This window comes from Arthrobacter sp. KNU40, from assembly GCF_051515115.1.
Lineage (GTDB): Bacteria > Actinomycetota > Actinomycetes > Actinomycetales > Micrococcaceae > Arthrobacter.
Genome location: NZ_CP195850.1, coordinates 933,665 through 948,472 on the forward strand (window position 1 = coordinate 933,665; position 14,808 = coordinate 948,472).

14 protein-coding genes are annotated in these 14,808 nt (G+C 63.6%); 6 read left to right on the top strand and 8 right to left on the bottom strand.

The window, feature by feature from the left end; all coding sequences use genetic code 11:
* The first annotated feature begins 134 nt into the window (after positions 1-134).
* From ACSKT0_RS04425 to ACSKT0_RS04435, 3 genes are all read left to right on the top strand, one after another.
* The gene (locus tag ACSKT0_RS04425; protein ID WP_437772678.1) at positions 135-2,369 is read left to right on the top strand and encodes an McrB family protein; all 2,235 of its coding nucleotides are present in this window, start codon (positions 135-137) and stop codon (positions 2,367-2,369) included.
* A gap of 91 nt (positions 2,370-2,460) precedes the next feature.
* A complete protein-coding gene (locus ACSKT0_RS04430; protein WP_437773965.1) occupies positions 2,461-3,651 on the top strand; it encodes a 5-methylcytosine restriction system specificity protein McrC in 1,191 nt (396 codons plus the stop codon).
* A 91-nt stretch (positions 3,652-3,742) separates the two neighbouring features.
* A complete protein-coding gene (locus ACSKT0_RS04435; protein WP_236815885.1) occupies positions 3,743-3,979 on the top strand; it encodes a PLDc N-terminal domain-containing protein in 237 nt (78 codons plus the stop codon).
* Here ACSKT0_RS04435 and ACSKT0_RS04440 read toward each other — a convergent pair.
* From ACSKT0_RS04440 to ACSKT0_RS04460, 5 genes are all read right to left on the bottom strand, one after another.
* Complete coding sequence (locus ACSKT0_RS04440; protein ID WP_437772679.1) at positions 3,921-4,388, bottom strand: very short patch repair endonuclease; 468 nt, start codon at positions 4,386-4,388, stop codon at positions 3,921-3,923. The genes ACSKT0_RS04435 and ACSKT0_RS04440 overlap by 59 nt on opposite strands.
* A gap of 167 nt (positions 4,389-4,555) precedes the next feature.
* Positions 4,556-5,769 (bottom strand): IS3 family transposase gene (locus ACSKT0_RS04445; RefSeq protein WP_437771182.1). Its coding sequence is split into 2 segments (ribosomal slippage): positions 4,556-5,508 and positions 5,508-5,769, totalling 1,215 coding nucleotides; the frame shifts between segments, so codons are not numbered across the junction.
* Between the two features lie 135 nt (positions 5,770-5,904).
* The gene (locus ACSKT0_RS04450) at positions 5,905-6,903 is read right to left on the bottom strand and encodes a transposase (RefSeq protein ID WP_437771022.1); all 999 of its coding nucleotides are present in this window, start codon (positions 6,901-6,903) and stop codon (positions 5,905-5,907) included.
* Positions 6,904-6,935: 32 nt separating this feature from the next.
* Positions 6,936-7,340 carry a hypothetical protein gene (locus ACSKT0_RS04455; protein WP_437771023.1) on the bottom strand — a complete coding sequence of 135 codons (405 nt, stop codon included), beginning with the start codon at positions 7,338-7,340 and terminating at the stop codon, positions 6,936-6,938.
* Between the two features lie 254 nt (positions 7,341-7,594).
* Positions 7,595-9,262, bottom strand: coding sequence for a sensor histidine kinase (locus ACSKT0_RS04460; RefSeq protein ID WP_437772680.1), 1,668 nt, complete (start codon positions 9,260-9,262; stop codon positions 7,595-7,597).
* Positions 9,263-9,361: 99 nt separating this feature from the next.
* On the opposite strand from ACSKT0_RS04460, the gene ACSKT0_RS04465 reads away from it, so the two are divergent.
* The 3 genes from ACSKT0_RS04465 (at position 9,362) to ACSKT0_RS04475 (ending at position 11,835) form a co-directional block, all read left to right on the top strand.
* Entirely contained in the window at positions 9,362-10,105 is a 744-nt protein-coding gene (locus tag ACSKT0_RS04465; RefSeq protein ID WP_437772681.1) for a response regulator transcription factor, read from the top strand.
* A 72-nt stretch (positions 10,106-10,177) separates the two neighbouring features.
* Positions 10,178-11,575 (top strand): glycosyltransferase family 2 protein, encoded by a 1,398-nt coding sequence (locus ACSKT0_RS04470; RefSeq protein WP_437772682.1) that lies wholly within the window; start codon positions 10,178-10,180, stop codon positions 11,573-11,575.
* The gene (locus ACSKT0_RS04475) at positions 11,572-11,835 is read left to right on the top strand and encodes a hypothetical protein (RefSeq protein WP_437772683.1); all 264 of its coding nucleotides are present in this window, start codon (positions 11,572-11,574) and stop codon (positions 11,833-11,835) included. The genes ACSKT0_RS04470 and ACSKT0_RS04475 overlap by 4 nt, the downstream gene beginning before the upstream one ends.
* Here ACSKT0_RS04475 and ACSKT0_RS04480 read toward each other — a convergent pair.
* The 3 genes from ACSKT0_RS04480 to ACSKT0_RS04490 are packed head-to-tail and all read right to left on the bottom strand — an operon-like array spanning position 11,819 to position 14,804.
* Positions 11,819-12,922, bottom strand: coding sequence for a cytochrome P450 (locus ACSKT0_RS04480; protein ID WP_437772684.1), 1,104 nt, complete (start codon positions 12,920-12,922; stop codon positions 11,819-11,821). The genes ACSKT0_RS04475 and ACSKT0_RS04480 overlap by 17 nt on opposite strands.
* Positions 12,919-13,617 carry a dethiobiotin synthase gene (bioD, locus tag ACSKT0_RS04485; protein ID WP_437772685.1) on the bottom strand — a complete coding sequence of 233 codons (699 nt, stop codon included), beginning with the start codon at positions 13,615-13,617 and terminating at the stop codon, positions 12,919-12,921. The genes ACSKT0_RS04480 and bioD overlap by 4 nt, the downstream gene beginning before the upstream one ends.
* The gene (locus ACSKT0_RS04490; protein WP_437773966.1) at positions 13,614-14,804 is read right to left on the bottom strand and encodes an 8-amino-7-oxononanoate synthase; all 1,191 of its coding nucleotides are present in this window, start codon (positions 14,802-14,804) and stop codon (positions 13,614-13,616) included. The genes bioD and ACSKT0_RS04490 overlap by 4 nt, the downstream gene beginning before the upstream one ends.
* Between the last annotated feature and the right edge of the window lie 4 nt (positions 14,805-14,808).

The following is a 14,808-nucleotide window of genomic DNA, read 5'->3' on the forward strand; positions in this document are numbered from 1 at the left end:
GTTCACGAGCTCGGTGCGCATGCGGCAGGAGGCAAGATGTGGGACGCATGTGGCAGAACGCGTGAGGCGGGACGCATGTGGTGGGGGTGCCGACTTTGCTGATGCCAGCACCAAGATAAACCATGTAAGTTGGCATGGTGACTCCCTCCACCAAAACCCCACTGACCCGTGCCCCCGGTATCTCCAAGGAGATCGAAGATGCGGCCTGGTTCGTGCTGGGCCCGGGGCTGCAAGGCAAAGCTTCGGCGCTCGACGCCAGTACCCGCACTTGGACGGTGGACTCCGCCGGCGAGCTCCTGGAGCGCCTCGAACGCGGCGTCGGAGACTCCAAAGCGCCCATGATGACCAACCTGCGCCAAAACCTGGAAGGGGCCTCGCGCGAGGCCAAGTTGCTCGCCGTCGAGCTCCTCTTCCTCCAGTCCTTGCCGCTGGCGCACGAGGTCAAGTCGCTCAAGGTGAAGCGCGCCCGCGTTGCCGAAGCCGCGTCCTGGCTCGATCCCGAGCTCGAGCTCCCCGAGGAGCTCTACCAGGGGATGACCGATCACGGCGTCATCCGTGACCGGACCGCGGAATTCAACTGGACCATCTGGGACCACCTGACCTGGTTGTGTCGGTTCGTGGCGCACGTCGATGGCCAGTCCAACGCGAGCATCAACAAGGCCCTCAAGGACCCGCTGAAATTCCACGAACTCGCGGCGGCAACCCCCGAGGACCAGCCGGCCATCCGGCGCAGCATCGAATACTTGGCGTGGCCCAGCTACTTCGAGCCAGTGGTCGCCGACGTTGAGCGGCGCGAAATCCGGGACGCCTTCGCCTCGCTCGTTGGTGGCGCCCACGGCGAAACGGAAACCGACATCACCGCGGACGTGCACCGCATCCGGCTGTACCTCGACGAACAGGCCGGCCAGCGCATCGATTGGTACGACCGCCAGCTCGTCAGCCAATGGCGCAAAGTGGGAGATCCCGGCCGCCGCGCCTGGCTGCTGCGCACGCACCAGGACTCCGCCGAGCTCCTCGCCGCGTGGCGGGACGAGGAAAAAGCAACGCTCGACGTCGAACACCTTCGCGAACTCACCGCCGGCGTGACGGCAGGCCTGGTCCAACATGCCGTGGACGAGGACTACAAGCACCTAGGCTACGTGGAGCGGGAAGACATGAAGACCGCCGTTTTCGCGTTCCTGACCGTGATGAAACCCGGCGACCTCGCCCTGTTCCAGAACTCCGGTGCCATCAGGATCGGCGTGGTCCTGGGCGAACCGGAACACAACGAGGACAATCGCCGGCTCCGGCGTAAAGTGCGATGGTTCGATGAGACGCACCCGATCGCCGAAGCGCCGCGGCACGTCCAGCGCCAGCTCTCCACTTCGGGCATCGTCGTGGACGTCACGAGGGTCATCCAGTCGCTGCAGGCCCTCCTGCCCGCCGAAGCCGAATCCGACGGCGAGGAAGCCGCCGCCCCGGACGCCGTCGTCGAGCCCGTGATTGAAGGGTTCCGCCCCCTCACTGAAGAGTTCGCAGCTTCCCTCCACATGGAGCTTGAGCCACTCACCGAGATCGCGGAACTCCTCGAGGAGAACCGCCAACTAGTGCTCTACGGCCCTCCGGGAACGGGAAAGACCTACCTCGCCAAGCACTTGGCGGCCCAGCTCGCCGGCGACAGTACCGACGAGCGCGTCAAGCTGGTCCAGTTCCACCCGTCCTACGCGTACGAGGACTTCTTCGAGGGATACCGGCCGGACAAGACCGACGACGGCCAGGTGTCGTTCAAGCTCGTGGCCGGTCCGCTGCGTCGCCTCGCTGAAGAAGCTGCGAAGCCCGGGAACTCCAACAAGCCGTACTTCCTCATCATCGACGAGATGAACCGGGCCAACCTGGCGAAGGTATTCGGTGAGCTGTACTTCCTGCTCGAATACCGCGACGACCGCATCTACCTCCAGTACAGCCCCAACGAACCGTTCAGCCTCCCGGACAACCTCTACATCATCGGCACCATGAACACGGCGGACCGCTCTATCGCCATGATGGATGCGGCCATCCGCCGTCGCTTCGCGTTCGTCGAACTGCACCCGAAGGTGGAACCGATCCGCGGTTCCCTCCGACGCTTCCTCACGGCCCGCGGCTTGGACACCCTCAACGCGGACCTGCTTGACGCCCTGAACGACTCCATCGACGACTGGGACCGGGACCTGATGATCGGCCCCTCCTACTTCATGAAGAACGCGGCCCAGAACCCTGCCGGGCTGCGCAGGATCTGGAAGTACGAACTCATGCCACTCCTGGAGGAGCATTACCACGGTCAATTGAACCGGGCCCAGCTGGAGGAGCGCTTCGGTCTGGACCAGTTGTTGGGTCGACTTGCGGTCCGCTAAGACCGCGCCACCGCGGCCGGCCCGCGCGCCGGGCATCGGAAAGCCAGCGGTCCGCGCTTCGACGAAGGCTCCGGCTGTGCGGCACATCGTCATGGACGAGCTCTCCGGTGGCATCGTGGACAAGCTTGATCCAGACGCCGCCGCCCTCCTCAACTCGAGCGGGCTCGCGAAGGCCTCGCCCATGGGGATGGGCCTCTACCGCATCGAGCCTGTGGGCAAGGTCGGGTCTGTGCGGACGCCGACCGTCCAGTTCGAGGTCCGGCCTAAGGACCGACTGGGCTTGAACCGGCTGCTGTTCCTCCTCAGCTACGCCGGGGACCAGGGATTCCGCGAGGATTCGGTGGCCGCCGTCGAGCACAAGGACCTGTGGAGCGCCCTGGCTGAGTCCCTCGCCCAGTTGGCGGAGCGGGCCCTCAGCCGGGGCCCGCTGCAGGGGTACCTCACCGTGGACGAGTCCCTCAGGACGGTCAAGGGCCGCATCCGGATCTCCGACCAGATCTCCCGCCGCCCAGGGATGCTGGTTCCGCTTGAAGTCTCCTATGACGAATTCACCGAGGACATTGCCGAAAACCGCATCCTGCGTGCCGCTCTTGAGCGGATGGGCAAGGTTCCCGGAGTGCGGCAGAACGTGCTGAGCCGCTTGCGGCAGCTCAAGGGAAAGCTCGACGCCGTCACGCGGCTGCAGTCCGGAGCGCCACTCCCGCGGTGGCAGGCCAACCGGATGAACCTCCGCTACCATCCCGTCCTCCGTTTGGCCGAGCTCATCCTGCGGAATGCCTCCGCCGAAGCCGGCGAGGGGAAACAGCAAGCCGCCTCGTTTGTCGTGGACATGTCCACTGTTTTTGAGGAATTCGTGGGCGTGGCTTTGCGGGCGGCCATGCGGGCACATCCGGGTGAAATGCGGCTTCAATACGGCGCCACCCTCAACGAAGCCGTTCGGGATTCGGACCGGCTCACCGTGCGCCCCGATGCCGTGCATTTCCTGGGTGGCAGGCCGGTGGTGGTGTACGACTCCAAATACACCTCGGCCACGGATTCCGGGGCATCGCTCAACGCGGACCACTACCAACTCCTGGCCTACTGCACCGCGCTGCAAGTACCCACGGCGTGGCTGATTTATGCGGGCAAGGGAGAGATGAAGCTGCGGCGGATCCTCAACACGGACATCGACATTGTGGAGTACCCGCTGGACTTGTCCCGGCCACCGGCGGAGATCCTTGCCGCCGTCACCGACTTGGCCCAGCAGTCCTGGGGAGAAGTGGTCCGCCAGGCGCGACTGTGAGGGGCCTCCTCAGCAGGGCGGCGGGGACCGGTTCCGTCCGGGCGGCGGGCGGACTAGCCTGAGAGAGCAAGTCACCGCAGATGGAGGCATCATGCACGGCAAGAAAAAGAAGAAGTCCTGGAAGGACATGACACCTGGGCAACGGGTGGGCATGCTCGTGGTGGGTGCGGGACAGTTGGCGTTGCTGGTCGCGGCACAACGCAGCATTTCCAAGACCCCCGCGGCCCAGATCAGGGGAAACAAAGCCGTATGGCGGGCCGCAAGCTTTATCAATTTCTTTGGGCCGCTGAGCTACTTCCTGTTCGGTCGCCGTCGAGGAACTGCGTGAGCTGATTCTCCAAAGCCGAACGGTCCCGCAGTTCGCATTCCCACACGGTGAGAATCTCCCATCCCGAGGCTCTCAGCAGTTCGCGCTGTCCGGCGTCGCGCTCCCGGGTGCGATTGCGCTTCGCTGCCCAGAAATCCGCGTTGCCGCTCGGTGCGTGCTGGCCTGCCTTGCAATCGTGGAAATGCCAGAAGCATCCGTTCACGAAAATCACCTTGCGCCGGCCGGCGAACACGAGATCCGGGCTGCCGGGCAACTTCCCGCCCGCGGCCCGGCCATGGAGCCGGTACCGGTAACCCTTGGCATGCAGGAGCCTGCGGACCAAGAGCTCGGGCTTGGTGTCCTTGCCCCGGATCTTGGACATGTTCAGGCTGCGTTGCTCAGGCGTCAGCAGGTCGCGGCTCTCGCCCATATCCTCAGTCTACGCAGCCCACCCTGCGACGCTCGCTCACGTATGTGGGTTCTTCTTTGGACGCTCGCTCACGTATGTGGGTTCTTCCTTGGACGCTCGCTCGCATGATGTGAGCGAGGGTTGGTGCGGTCGTCAAGTTTTTGAGACATTTTCGTTGTTTGTTTTGGTTAGGCGGCCAGGGGTTCCTGGACGCTGGTGTGGTGGTTTGCGTGGGCGGTGGCTGGCGGGATGCCGCCGGCCCGTCGGTTGGGTCGGCGGCGGTTGTACCAGCCCTCGATGTAGTCCATCACGGCGGTCCGTGCGGTGAGCCTGGAACCGAAGCGGTGGTGGTGGTAGAACTCGGTCTTGAGGTGTGAGAAGAAGTTCTCGGCGACCGCGTTGTCCCAGCACACCCCCACCTTGCCCATGGACTGGGTGACCTCGTTCTGGGCGCACCATCGTTGGAATTCCTCCGAGGTGTACTGGGTGCCCCGGTCGGAGTGGAAGACGACTGGGCCGCCGATGAGGTGGCCGTGGTTCCGGGCCATCCGCAGGGCCGCGGTGCACAGGCTGGCGCGCATGTGTTCGGCCATGGCCCAGCCGATGACCATCCCGGAGAACAGGTCGATGACCGTGGCCAGGTAGAGCCAGCCCTCGCCGGTGCGCAGGTAGGTGATGTCCCCGACCAGCCGGGTCCCGGGCACCGCGGAGGTGAAGTCGCGCCTGCCCTGGTCATCGAGCATGTGGTTCTGGATGTGGGCGGTCTTGGCCTGCGGGTCCTGGAGCGTGGTCTTTTTCCAGGCCTGGGTGCGGATGGCCCGCAGGCCGTGCTCGCGCATGATGGCCCCCACGGTCGGGGCGGAGACCTTGGTCCCGGCCGCGTTCAGGAGCCGGGTCAGCTGGTCCCGCCCGGCACGCCCGGACTCCTTCGTGTAGAGCTTGGTGACCGCGGTGACCAGCTCCCCGTGCCGCACGGTGCGCGGTGAAGGGCCGGCAGGTTTGCGCCACCGGTAATAGGAGGCCCGGGAGACGTTCAATTTCCGGCATAGCCACACCACGGGATGGTTGGCCTTCTCCGCTTCGATGAACTCGTAGAAATCCTCTACTTTTGCTTCGCGGCAAAGAAGGCGCTGACTTTTCCCAGGAACTCGACCTCGGCCTTCAACCTGGCGTTTTCGGCCAGCGCTTTCTGGTGTTCATCCCACGCCACCGGCCCCCGGTCCTCGGGCTGGGCAGGGGTGTCCGGTTGCTTGTCCCGGGACTTGTGTACCCAGTTTCCCAGCGTGCTTTCCTTCACCCCGATCTCCTGCGCGATCTGCTTCACCGGCCGGTCCGAAGACAAAACCAGTCGAACCGATTCCTCCCGGAACGCGGCGTCGTATGTCTTTCTGCGGGTGGTCATCTGAAACTGAGGCTCCCATCAAGCTGTCTCACAAAACCATACGGCCGCATGGCCGGGGGTGGCTTGTTTGTGAGCGAGGGTTGGCCGGGGGTGGCTTGTTTGTGAGCGAGGCGAAAGTTGTCAAGCTGTGTGGAGTCACTGGGCTAGTTTTTGGGGTGTTTTGGTCTGGGGGAGGTTGATCCCGGCGTATGTGGCGGGGGCCGGTGTGGTGGGTCGGCGGCGGAATCTTCCCGGGTGTCGTTCGTAGTAGTCCTGGTGGACTTTGTCTCGCTTGGTCCAGAGTTCTTTCCACGACCCGTCGTGGACCTGTGATGGTGAGAACAGTGCGATGCCGGAGTGTTTGTGATCGGTGCTGTACCAGTGCACGTAGCAGGTGAGGTACTCCCTGGCGGCCTCGAGATCGTTAAAGATCCGGGGGTAGCCGGGCCGGTATTTCATCGTGCGAAAGCCTGACTCCGAGAAGGGATTGTCGTTGGAGACGTACGGGCGGTTATGGCTGAGTTCCACGCCGTGGGCGGTGAGGGTGTCACGGAGCAGGGTTGATCTCATGGCCGGGCCTGAATCGGCATGCACGATGCGCGGGGCGCCGTGCCGGGCGATGGCTGTCTTGAACATCTGCGCGGCGAGGTGGTCGGACTCGCGTTCCTCCACCCGCCAGCCGACGATTTCCCGGGAGAAGATGTCCATGATGGAGTACACCTTGAAAACCTTGCCCTGCCACTTGGCATAGATGTCGGTGATGTCCCAGGACCAGACCTGGCAGGGTCCGGTGGCCTTGACCACCGGCTTTTCAGAGGAACCACGCGTGCCCCAACGCTTGCGCGGGATGGTTGGGCGGGCCTGCTGGTCCTCGTAGTCTGCCGCGATCCGCCACCACGAGCGGTTGGAGGCGAGCAGCTCGCCGTTGTCCCAGGCTGTGGCGAAGGCATGGTCAACGGAGTTGCCCTTCTCCCAGCTGGCCAGGATGAGCCCCAGGATCCGGTCCTGATGCGCGGAGCTGATCCGGGATTCGTAGGCCCGGTCGCTCTGGTGGATCGGGTGCTGCACCGCCGGACGGGGATTGGACCGGTAATGCCAGGTCCCGCGCGAGAGGCCCGCCAGCTTGAGCGCTGTCCGCTGGGAGCCGATGATCACATGCAGTTCCAGGACCAGAGTGTTCTCGGCCGCTATGAATCGTTGTGAGCGCTCGTCGGGGTTGTATCGGGCTCTGGCACGCTCAACTCGTGCAAGAGCCCGATAGCTTTTCCCAGCGCGGAATTCGTGTCCTCCAGCTCCTGCACCCGCTTCTGGAGTTTTTCGACTTCGGCACGGTGGGCAGCCATTTCCTTCGCGCGTGCTTTTTCGAACGCGGAGAGTTCACGATTCGTCGGGACCATGCCTCCATGCTCCCGCGGAATCAGGCCACGGTCGATATCGCCCTGGACCATCATCTTGCGCCACCGGCGGAACGTCCATTCCGAAACGGACGTCGAGGCCATCCATTCCTTCCTCGACCCGTGCGGCTGCAAATAGTACTCATGCATGAACTCACGGATCTCTTCACGCGTAAAACCCTTGTTATCAACGGCCATCGCCGGCTCCTTCAATCAAAAGGTAATGAATGACTCACAACCAGCTTGACGATGAGGGAGGGTTGGCCGGAAAGGGCCCATATGTGAGCGGGGGTTGGCCGGAAAGGGCCCATATGTGAGCGGGGGTTGGCCGGAAAGGGCCCATATGTGAGCGAGGGTTGGCCGGAAAGGGCCCATATGTGAGCGAGGGTTGGCCGGGGGTGGCTTGTTTGTGAGCGAGGGTTGGCCGGGGGTGGCTTGTTTGTGAGCGAGGGTCAGGCCGGAACGCGGAATGTGAAGGTTGTTCCTTCGCCGGGGGTACTCTCGAGGCCGATGGTCCCGCCGTGGGCATCGACGATTGCCTTGCAGATGGAAAGGCCCAGACCGACGCCGTGAATGGCCGTATTTCGGACGCTTCCGGCCCTGAAGTACCGAGTGAAGGCATCGGCTTGGTCCTGCGTGTCCATGCCCATTCCGGTGTCTTTGACGTGGCACACCACCGCGTTTTCCTCCTGCAGTAGCGTGACGCGGACGTCGCCGCCGTCGGGGGAGTATTTGATGGCGTTGGAGATGAGGTTGTCCAGCACCTGGGAAATGCGGTTGGCATCAACGTGCGCCTCGAGGCGTTCGGGGGCGTCGACGTGGAGCCGCACCCCGCCGTCGTTCGCTTTCGGCTGGGCCGAGGCGACACTCGACTTGACCAGTTCGGATACGTCCACCGCGTGTGGCTGGACGATCATGTGGCCCGAGCGGACTGCCAAGAGGTCGGAGACGAGGGAGAGGAGCCGGTCCGCGTTTCGTTGCACAATCTCAAGTTGCTGCACCGCCCAGGTCGGGAGGTTTTCTGCCTCCTCCAGCACAAGGTCCACGTACCCTGTGATGGACGTCAGCGGGGTGCGGAACTCATGCGAAACGTTTGAGACGAAGTCGTCCCTCGCAGCGAGAGCGTCCACCAGTGCCGTGACATCGCCGAAAACGACCACTGAACCCAGATAGCTGCCGTCGCAGTCCTTCATGGACCGCGCGCTGGTGGTGAACGCGCGCTTTTCCCTGCCCGTCCCGACCCAGACGAGGTAGTCAGTGAACTCCTGCCTCAACGCGGCGCGGCGCATCGGCGTGCGATCCGCCTCCGTGGGGGTCACGCGGTCGGCGTCGAAAACCAAGAGCTCTGGCTCGCCGTGGCGATCGGTGTCCCCAGAAGCCTCGAGCACTTGGTTCTCCCGCTGCTTGCGGTTCGCCATCATTTCGCGGCCGTCGGCGTCAATAGCCACGACACCAAGGTGGACGGTTTCAAGAACCGTGTTGAGCAGTCGTTCCTTCTCCTGGCTGTCCGCCAAGGCGCGGAGCAGCGCGGCGTCCCTTTCCTCAAGACGCTTCTGCTGGGCGACCATGCTTTGGGTCATCACGCCAATGGAAACGCCGATGCCGAGCATCATGATGGGCAGCAGCAACCCGCGTAGCAGATCCTGCGGCGTGTACGTTCCATGGATGAATTGCGGCGTCCAAATCATGGCGAGCGGCCCCAGGAAGGAAACAACCAGGGCAGAGCGTAGATACAACCCCGAGGCGCAAAGCCACATGACGGGAAAGACGGTCAGGAGGCTGATTCCGATGGGGCTGTCTTGTCCTCCCTCCCGCCCTAGCCCGATGGACACCATGTCGAGGAGCGGGATGGCCAGGAATGTCGGAAAGGGGAGTCTGTCCCACGGGACTGCGTAGCAGAGCACCCACGCTGCAGCTTGGGTAGCCAGGAAGATGACAAACAGGGGATTGCCGAGGGTTGCGGGGAAATAGAGGCCAACCAGGACCGCAGTGAGGCACGCCGTCACCGTCAGCGGCAATTGGCTGAGCGCGACGCGATCCTTGAGCGAGTACTCATGGAAGGCATGTTGAAAGAACATCACCCGGCCGCTTTTGGCATCCCATTCAAACGGACGTTTCATAAGGCCAAAATTCGCAATTGTTCAAGGTCGCGTCGCATGCCAGAAAGGATACCGGCAGCCCGATATACTTCCATTCGTAGCGGGCTGGGAGGGCTGCAAATGACTGAATTACGGGTTGGGCTTGTCATAGAAGACGATCACGACATCCGGGAATTGGTCGGCGTTGTCCTCAGCCAAGCTGGCTTCGAGGTTCACATGGCGACGAGCGGGGCCGCCGGTATCCGGGCAGCGCGTGATTTGCAGCCACACGTCATCACCCTGGACTTGGGCTTGCCTGATATTGATGGCTTCGAGGTGGCACGCCAGGTCCGGAACTTTTCCGATGCATATATCGTCATGTTGACGGCCAAGGCCGACGAGCTAGATACCCTCCTGGGCTTGGAATCCGGCGCTGATGACTATTTGACCAAGCCTTTCCGGCCCCGGGAGCTTCGCGCCAGGGTGGCCGCAATGATGCGTCGCCCGCGCTCAGGAGCCACGCCAATCCATCAAGGGGAGGCTCCGCCTTCCCAACGGACTTTCCGGCACAACGGGCTGGTATTCAGTTATGCGACGCGGACCGTTTCCATCGACGGCCAGGACGTACGGCTGACTCCAACGGAGTTCGATCTCCTGCACTCCTTGCTTGAGGCAGGTTGCACGGTCTTGAGCAAAGCGGACCTTGTGCGCGGCCTCCGGAACGAACCTTACGACGTCGGGATCTACACGAGCGACGCCGAAGAACGGTCGGTCGAAGTGCACATTGGAAACCTTCGCCGCAAGCTCGGCGACGACGCGCAGAACCCGCGTTGGCTGCAAACAGTGCGCGGGGTGGGATATCGGCTGGCTCCGGCAAGAACGTGAATTCTTCACGTGGCGAACGACTGATAGCATTCGCCGGTGGGTCGAGGGATATTTCAGCGTTTGGTTGGCATTGTGATTGCGGTAACCGTCGGCGGTGCGGCGGCCCTCTTGTGGTTTGCCATTGCCTCGACGGGTAATTCGGCAGTCGAGTCGCGGGCTGAGGGTATCGTCCTTGGCGTCTGGAGGATTCTCTACGATTCGGTGGCGCCGCAACCCCGCGTGATTCTGGCGGCAATCGCCTTTGCACTTCTGCTTTCCGCCGGAGTGGCTTTGCTCGAGACTCGCATTGCCAACAGATCACGCCGTTCCGCGAATCCCCGGACACCGCTGGCGCCAAAGATCGTCATGGCCGAAACCCGCGGTGTATACGCCGGCCCGGTTACGGTGACCGTCTTGATTCCTGCACACAATGAGGAAGCTTCGTTGCCGGCCACGATTGCCTCCCTTTTGTCGCAATCGCATCGCCCGGAACGCGTAATTGTGGTCGCCGACAACTGCACGGATGCAACTGCCGCCCTTGCCCGCGAGGCCGGGGTTGAAGTATTCGAATCGGTGAACAACACGAAGAAAAAGGCCGGCGCACTCAACCAGGCTCTGAAGTGGCTTCTCCCTGGCCAAAGGGACAACGACGTCGTCATGGTCATGGATGCAGACACCCGCCTTGACGATGGATTCCTGGAGGTCGCGGTTGCGCGGATGAGCAATGACAGGGCACTAATGGCCGTGGGAGGTCTTTTCTATGGGGAAGAAGGACACGGAATTGTCGGCCAGTTCCAACGCAACGAATATATTCGATATTCACGGGAAATCGGACGACGGCGTGGCCGCGTTTTTGTGCTGACTGGTACGGCCTCGCTTTTCCGTCCCCGCGCATTGCGCACTGTTGCCCAGAGCCGGGGCGAATCGATCCCGGGAATTCAAGGAGACATTTATGACACGGCATCTTTGACCGAGGACAATGAGCTCACGATCGCCTTGAAGTCCCTCGGAGGCCTCATGATTTCCCCCATGCAATGCACCGTGGTCACCGAGTTGATGCCGAATTTCCGCACCTTGTGGGCACAGCGACTTCGTTGGCAACGCGGCGCCCTGGAAAACCTTGGGGCTTACGGCGCCACGCCCCAGACACTTCGCTACTGGGCGCAGCAGTTCGGCATCGGCTACGGAGTGATTGCCCTCAGCGCCTACCTCCTCCTGATCCTCTTGATGGTTTTGTCCCTGGATAACTGGGTCTGGTTCCCGTTCTGGCTGGGAATCGGCGTCGTCTTCTCGATCGAGCGGGTTGTCACGGTATGGAAGGGCGGCTGGCGGGCACGCCTCTTGGCGGTCACGCTCTTTCCGGAATTGTTCTTCGATATGTTCCTCAACGTGGTTTATGTCAAGGGAATCATCGACATCTCGCTAGGTCGGCAAGCCAAATGGAGACACCTCCACCATTCACCGGCCGGCGAATCTCCTAAGGCAGCATGACCGTGGCTATTTATGCTTCCCATCCCGCAGGAATCCTGCTTCCTGAGCAAATTTTGCATTCCGATTGGTTTGCCGTTTTGGCGACCTTCGTTGCGATTAATACTTTGATGTACGGCGCGTTGGCCATCGCCAAGATCCTGCCGAAAGCGCACCCCGGCGATTGGGTTCGCACCCGGAACCAGCGATCGGAGACTCGCAGCATCCACCCGGATGCTCCGGCCGTGAACGAAGCCACTGACTTCGTTAAAGCCCGACGCTGACCGTCCGCGGCGCTTGGAAGGACAACAGGCGGAGCCACTCAGGATTCGGCTCTGCCAAACGGACGCCTTGCAGGGCCGCCGCGGTTTCCTGCACGACGACGGCGGCCTCCAGTTCCGCGAGCTTCGCACCGAGGCAGCGGTGGATCCCTGAGCCGAAGGCCAGCCCGTAGGCCGTAGGGCCGTGTTCCGATGACTCGTGGTTCCCCGTGAGCTCCAAGAGGATTTCGGCACCGGCCGGGATGTGCTCGCCGTCGAGCACGGTGTCCTCTGCAGCAACCCGACGCCACGTCGGAACCGAAGATTCCGTGGCCAAAATGTGCCGGATGAGATCCCGGGCCGTGGTGCCGGAAGGTGCGTCTTTCCAGGCAAGGCCTGTGGATCCCTCGGCAAGCCGGAATAGTGCCGTGCTGATGAGCTGAGTGGTGGTTTCCTGTCCCGCTATGAGCAGGAAGTAGCCGAGGGAGCAGATCTCGGGAGTGCTGAGACCGTGTTCCGCCAAGGAGTTGAAGAGATTCCGCCGGGGCGAGGCCACCGACTCGAGGACGAATTCCCGCAGCCAGCCGTAGAACTGTGCCGCGCTGTGTGCCAGTTCCAGTTGCCGTTCGGGATCCGGCCAGCCCCAGAAGAGTTCCAGGGAGTCCAGGCTCCACGCTTTCAGCTCCGGAAGGTCGCGGACTGGAAGGCCAAGAAGCTCCAACATCACGATGGCCGGCGGGTAGGCAGCCACGGCCTGCACCAGGTCCACCTGCCCGTGCGCCTTCAACAGCCCGGCCGCCGTCGTCGCGGCATCCCGCGCGATGCCGCGAATACGTGGCTCGAAAGCACTCACCGTTGCGGGGGTGAAGTACCCGGCCACCACTTTGCGGATGCCTGCATGGGAATCGCTGTGGTTGCTGGCCAGCACGGGCGGCAGGGCGAAACGGGCACGCTGCAGGACGCGCAATGACGGTCCGGACAACGGTGTCACAGCGATGAGGGCGTTCGCCGGGCTGAAGTCTTCGGGCCGGTGCAGGACCTCCCGCACCGCAGCGGGCTCCCGCAGCACCATATACGGGCACGTCTGGACGGCGGCAGAAGCGGAGCTCATGACCAGGCCCCGTTCAAGCAGTCCAAACCGCCCAACCAGTGCACACTCGCCGCCCTGAATGTGACCGGCGGGAGGTCCGCGGCGCGCTCCGGGAGCACCCCAAGAAGCGGCCTCAACGCGCCGAGCGTCGCCCGGTTGCCGTGTTCCAGCACGCCCGGGTCGTCCGGCCAGGTTCCTAGAATCACACCATGGATGGCCAGGTCCCTGCGTTCCAGGGCCTCGAGTGTCAGTGCCGTGTGGTTCAGGGTTCCCAACGCGGGGCGGGCTACCACAACAAAAGTCGCGTCACTTCCAAGGTGACTGCCTAGATCTGCCAGTGTGCCGCCGTCGGCGTCCAACTCCACGAGTAGACCGCCGGAACCTTCCACGAGAACGTGGTCATGCGTGCTGGCCAGTTCGCGGATGCGTGCGGCATGTGCCGCAATCGGGGGCAGCGTGATTCCGTCCAGCGCGGCTGCGGGCACTGGGGCGAGGGGTTCTTGAAGCACGACGCCGGCCTCGGCCGTGAGCGGTCCGGCCAAGCGGGTGATTTCGGTGCAGTCGGAGTCGCCCACCACATCGCCGCTCTGGCAAGGCTTGTACACGGACACCGAGCGGCCCTCAGCCTGCAGCGCTGACGCAAGGGCCGCCGTCGTGACCGTCTTGCCGACGCCGGTGTCCGTTCCGGTGACCAGCACTATGTGTGGCAGTTTCATGGCGTTTCCTCCAGGATGCGGCGCAACGTTGCGCACGCGTAGTCGATGTCGTCGGAAGTCAGGGTGGCCCGGGCCGTCAACCGGAGGCGCGAGACACCATCGGGAACCGATGGAGGGCGGAAGCATCCGACGCGGACACCCGCCCGGTGCGCCGCCTGGCTCGCAGCAAGCGCCGCCGCGGCAGAGGGCATGGGGATGGATTGCACGGCACCGGCTGTTTCAAGCGACGCGTCAGCGGGCCCGACGGCGGCGCCGCGCCGCTGTAGGGTTGGCGCGTGTAGCGCGGGCGCCAGTCCCGCTGTGAGGCTGGCCGCGTTCCGATGGACGGCCGCCGCACGCCAAGGTTCAGCGCGGATGATTCCGACGGCGGCCAGTGCTGCAGCGGCCGACGCTGGTGCGAGCCCGGTGTCGAAAATGAAACTGCGGGCCCTGTTGACGAGGTGTTCGCGGAGCAGGGCACTGCCAAGCACGGCACCGCCCTGGCTGCCGAGCGACTTGGAAAGGGTCGCGGTCAGCACCACGTTGGGATGGGCCGCAAGGTCCGTTCCCGCTACCGAGCCAAAGCCCTCGAACGCGCCGCGGCCTGCAACGCCGAGGCTGTGGGCCTCGTCCACGAGGAGCATCGCGTCTTGGTCTTCGGCCAGTGCCAACAGCTGGGGGAGCGGGGCGGCGTCGCCGAAGACGCTGTAGATGGCCTCGACCACGACCAGGGCCCGGGGTTCCGCGCGGGTCCGCAGATGGTGCTCGGTTGCGCCGAGATCGTTGTGCGGGACCGTTTCCACCCTCGATCGGCTCAAGCGAAAACCGTCAATCAGCGAAGCATGGCAATGTTCGTCGGCCACGATGAGGGTCCCGGGGCCGCCGAGCGCGGTGGTGACGCCCAGATTGGCCAGGTATCCGGACGAGAAGACCAACGCGGATTCCATGCCGGTGAGGCTCGCAAGCTCGGATTCGAGCTCCAGGTGCAGCGCAGTGGTACCGGCAACTAGTCGCGAGGACGTGGCACCGGTTCCCCAACGGCCGATCGCTTCCCGCGCAGCCTCCGCCAGCCTTGGGTCCGTCGCGAGGCCAAGATAGTCGTTGCTCGCCAGATCCACCTCGGGATCGCCACCGAGGCGCGTCACCGGCGTGCGGACGAGGCCCCGGCGCTCGCGGACCGCGGCCTGCTGTTCCAACCACGCAGTCATGGAG

Coding starts and splice junctions, on each gene's coding strand:
- ACSKT0_RS04490 (WP_437773966.1), bottom strand. CDS start 14,804: ATGACTGCGTGGTTGGAACAGCAGGCCGCGGTCCGCGAGCGCCGGGGC.
- ACSKT0_RS04435 (WP_236815885.1), top strand. CDS start 3,743: ATGCACGGCAAGAAAAAGAAGAAGTCCTGGAAGGACATGACACCTGGG.
- ACSKT0_RS04440 (WP_437772679.1), bottom strand. CDS start 4,388: ATGGGCGAGAGCCGCGACCTGCTGACGCCTGAGCAACGCAGCCTGAAC.
- ACSKT0_RS04460 (WP_437772680.1), bottom strand. CDS start 9,262: ATGAAACGTCCGTTTGAATGGGATGCCAAAAGCGGCCGGGTGATGTTC.
- bioD (WP_437772685.1), bottom strand. CDS start 13,617: ATGAAACTGCCACACATAGTGCTGGTCACCGGAACGGACACCGGCGTC.
- ACSKT0_RS04425 (WP_437772678.1), top strand. CDS start 135: ATGGTGACTCCCTCCACCAAAACCCCACTGACCCGTGCCCCCGGTATC.
- ACSKT0_RS04480 (WP_437772684.1), bottom strand. CDS start 12,922: ATGAGCTCCGCTTCTGCCGCCGTCCAGACGTGCCCGTATATGGTGCTG.
- ACSKT0_RS04465 (WP_437772681.1), top strand. CDS start 9,362: ATGACTGAATTACGGGTTGGGCTTGTCATAGAAGACGATCACGACATC.
- ACSKT0_RS04475 (WP_437772683.1), top strand. CDS start 11,572: ATGACCGTGGCTATTTATGCTTCCCATCCCGCAGGAATCCTGCTTCCT.
- ACSKT0_RS04455 (WP_437771023.1), bottom strand. CDS start 7,340: ATGGCCGTTGATAACAAGGGTTTTACGCGTGAAGAGATCCGTGAGTTC.
- ACSKT0_RS04430 (WP_437773965.1), top strand. CDS start 2,461: ATGGACGAGCTCTCCGGTGGCATCGTGGACAAGCTTGATCCAGACGCC.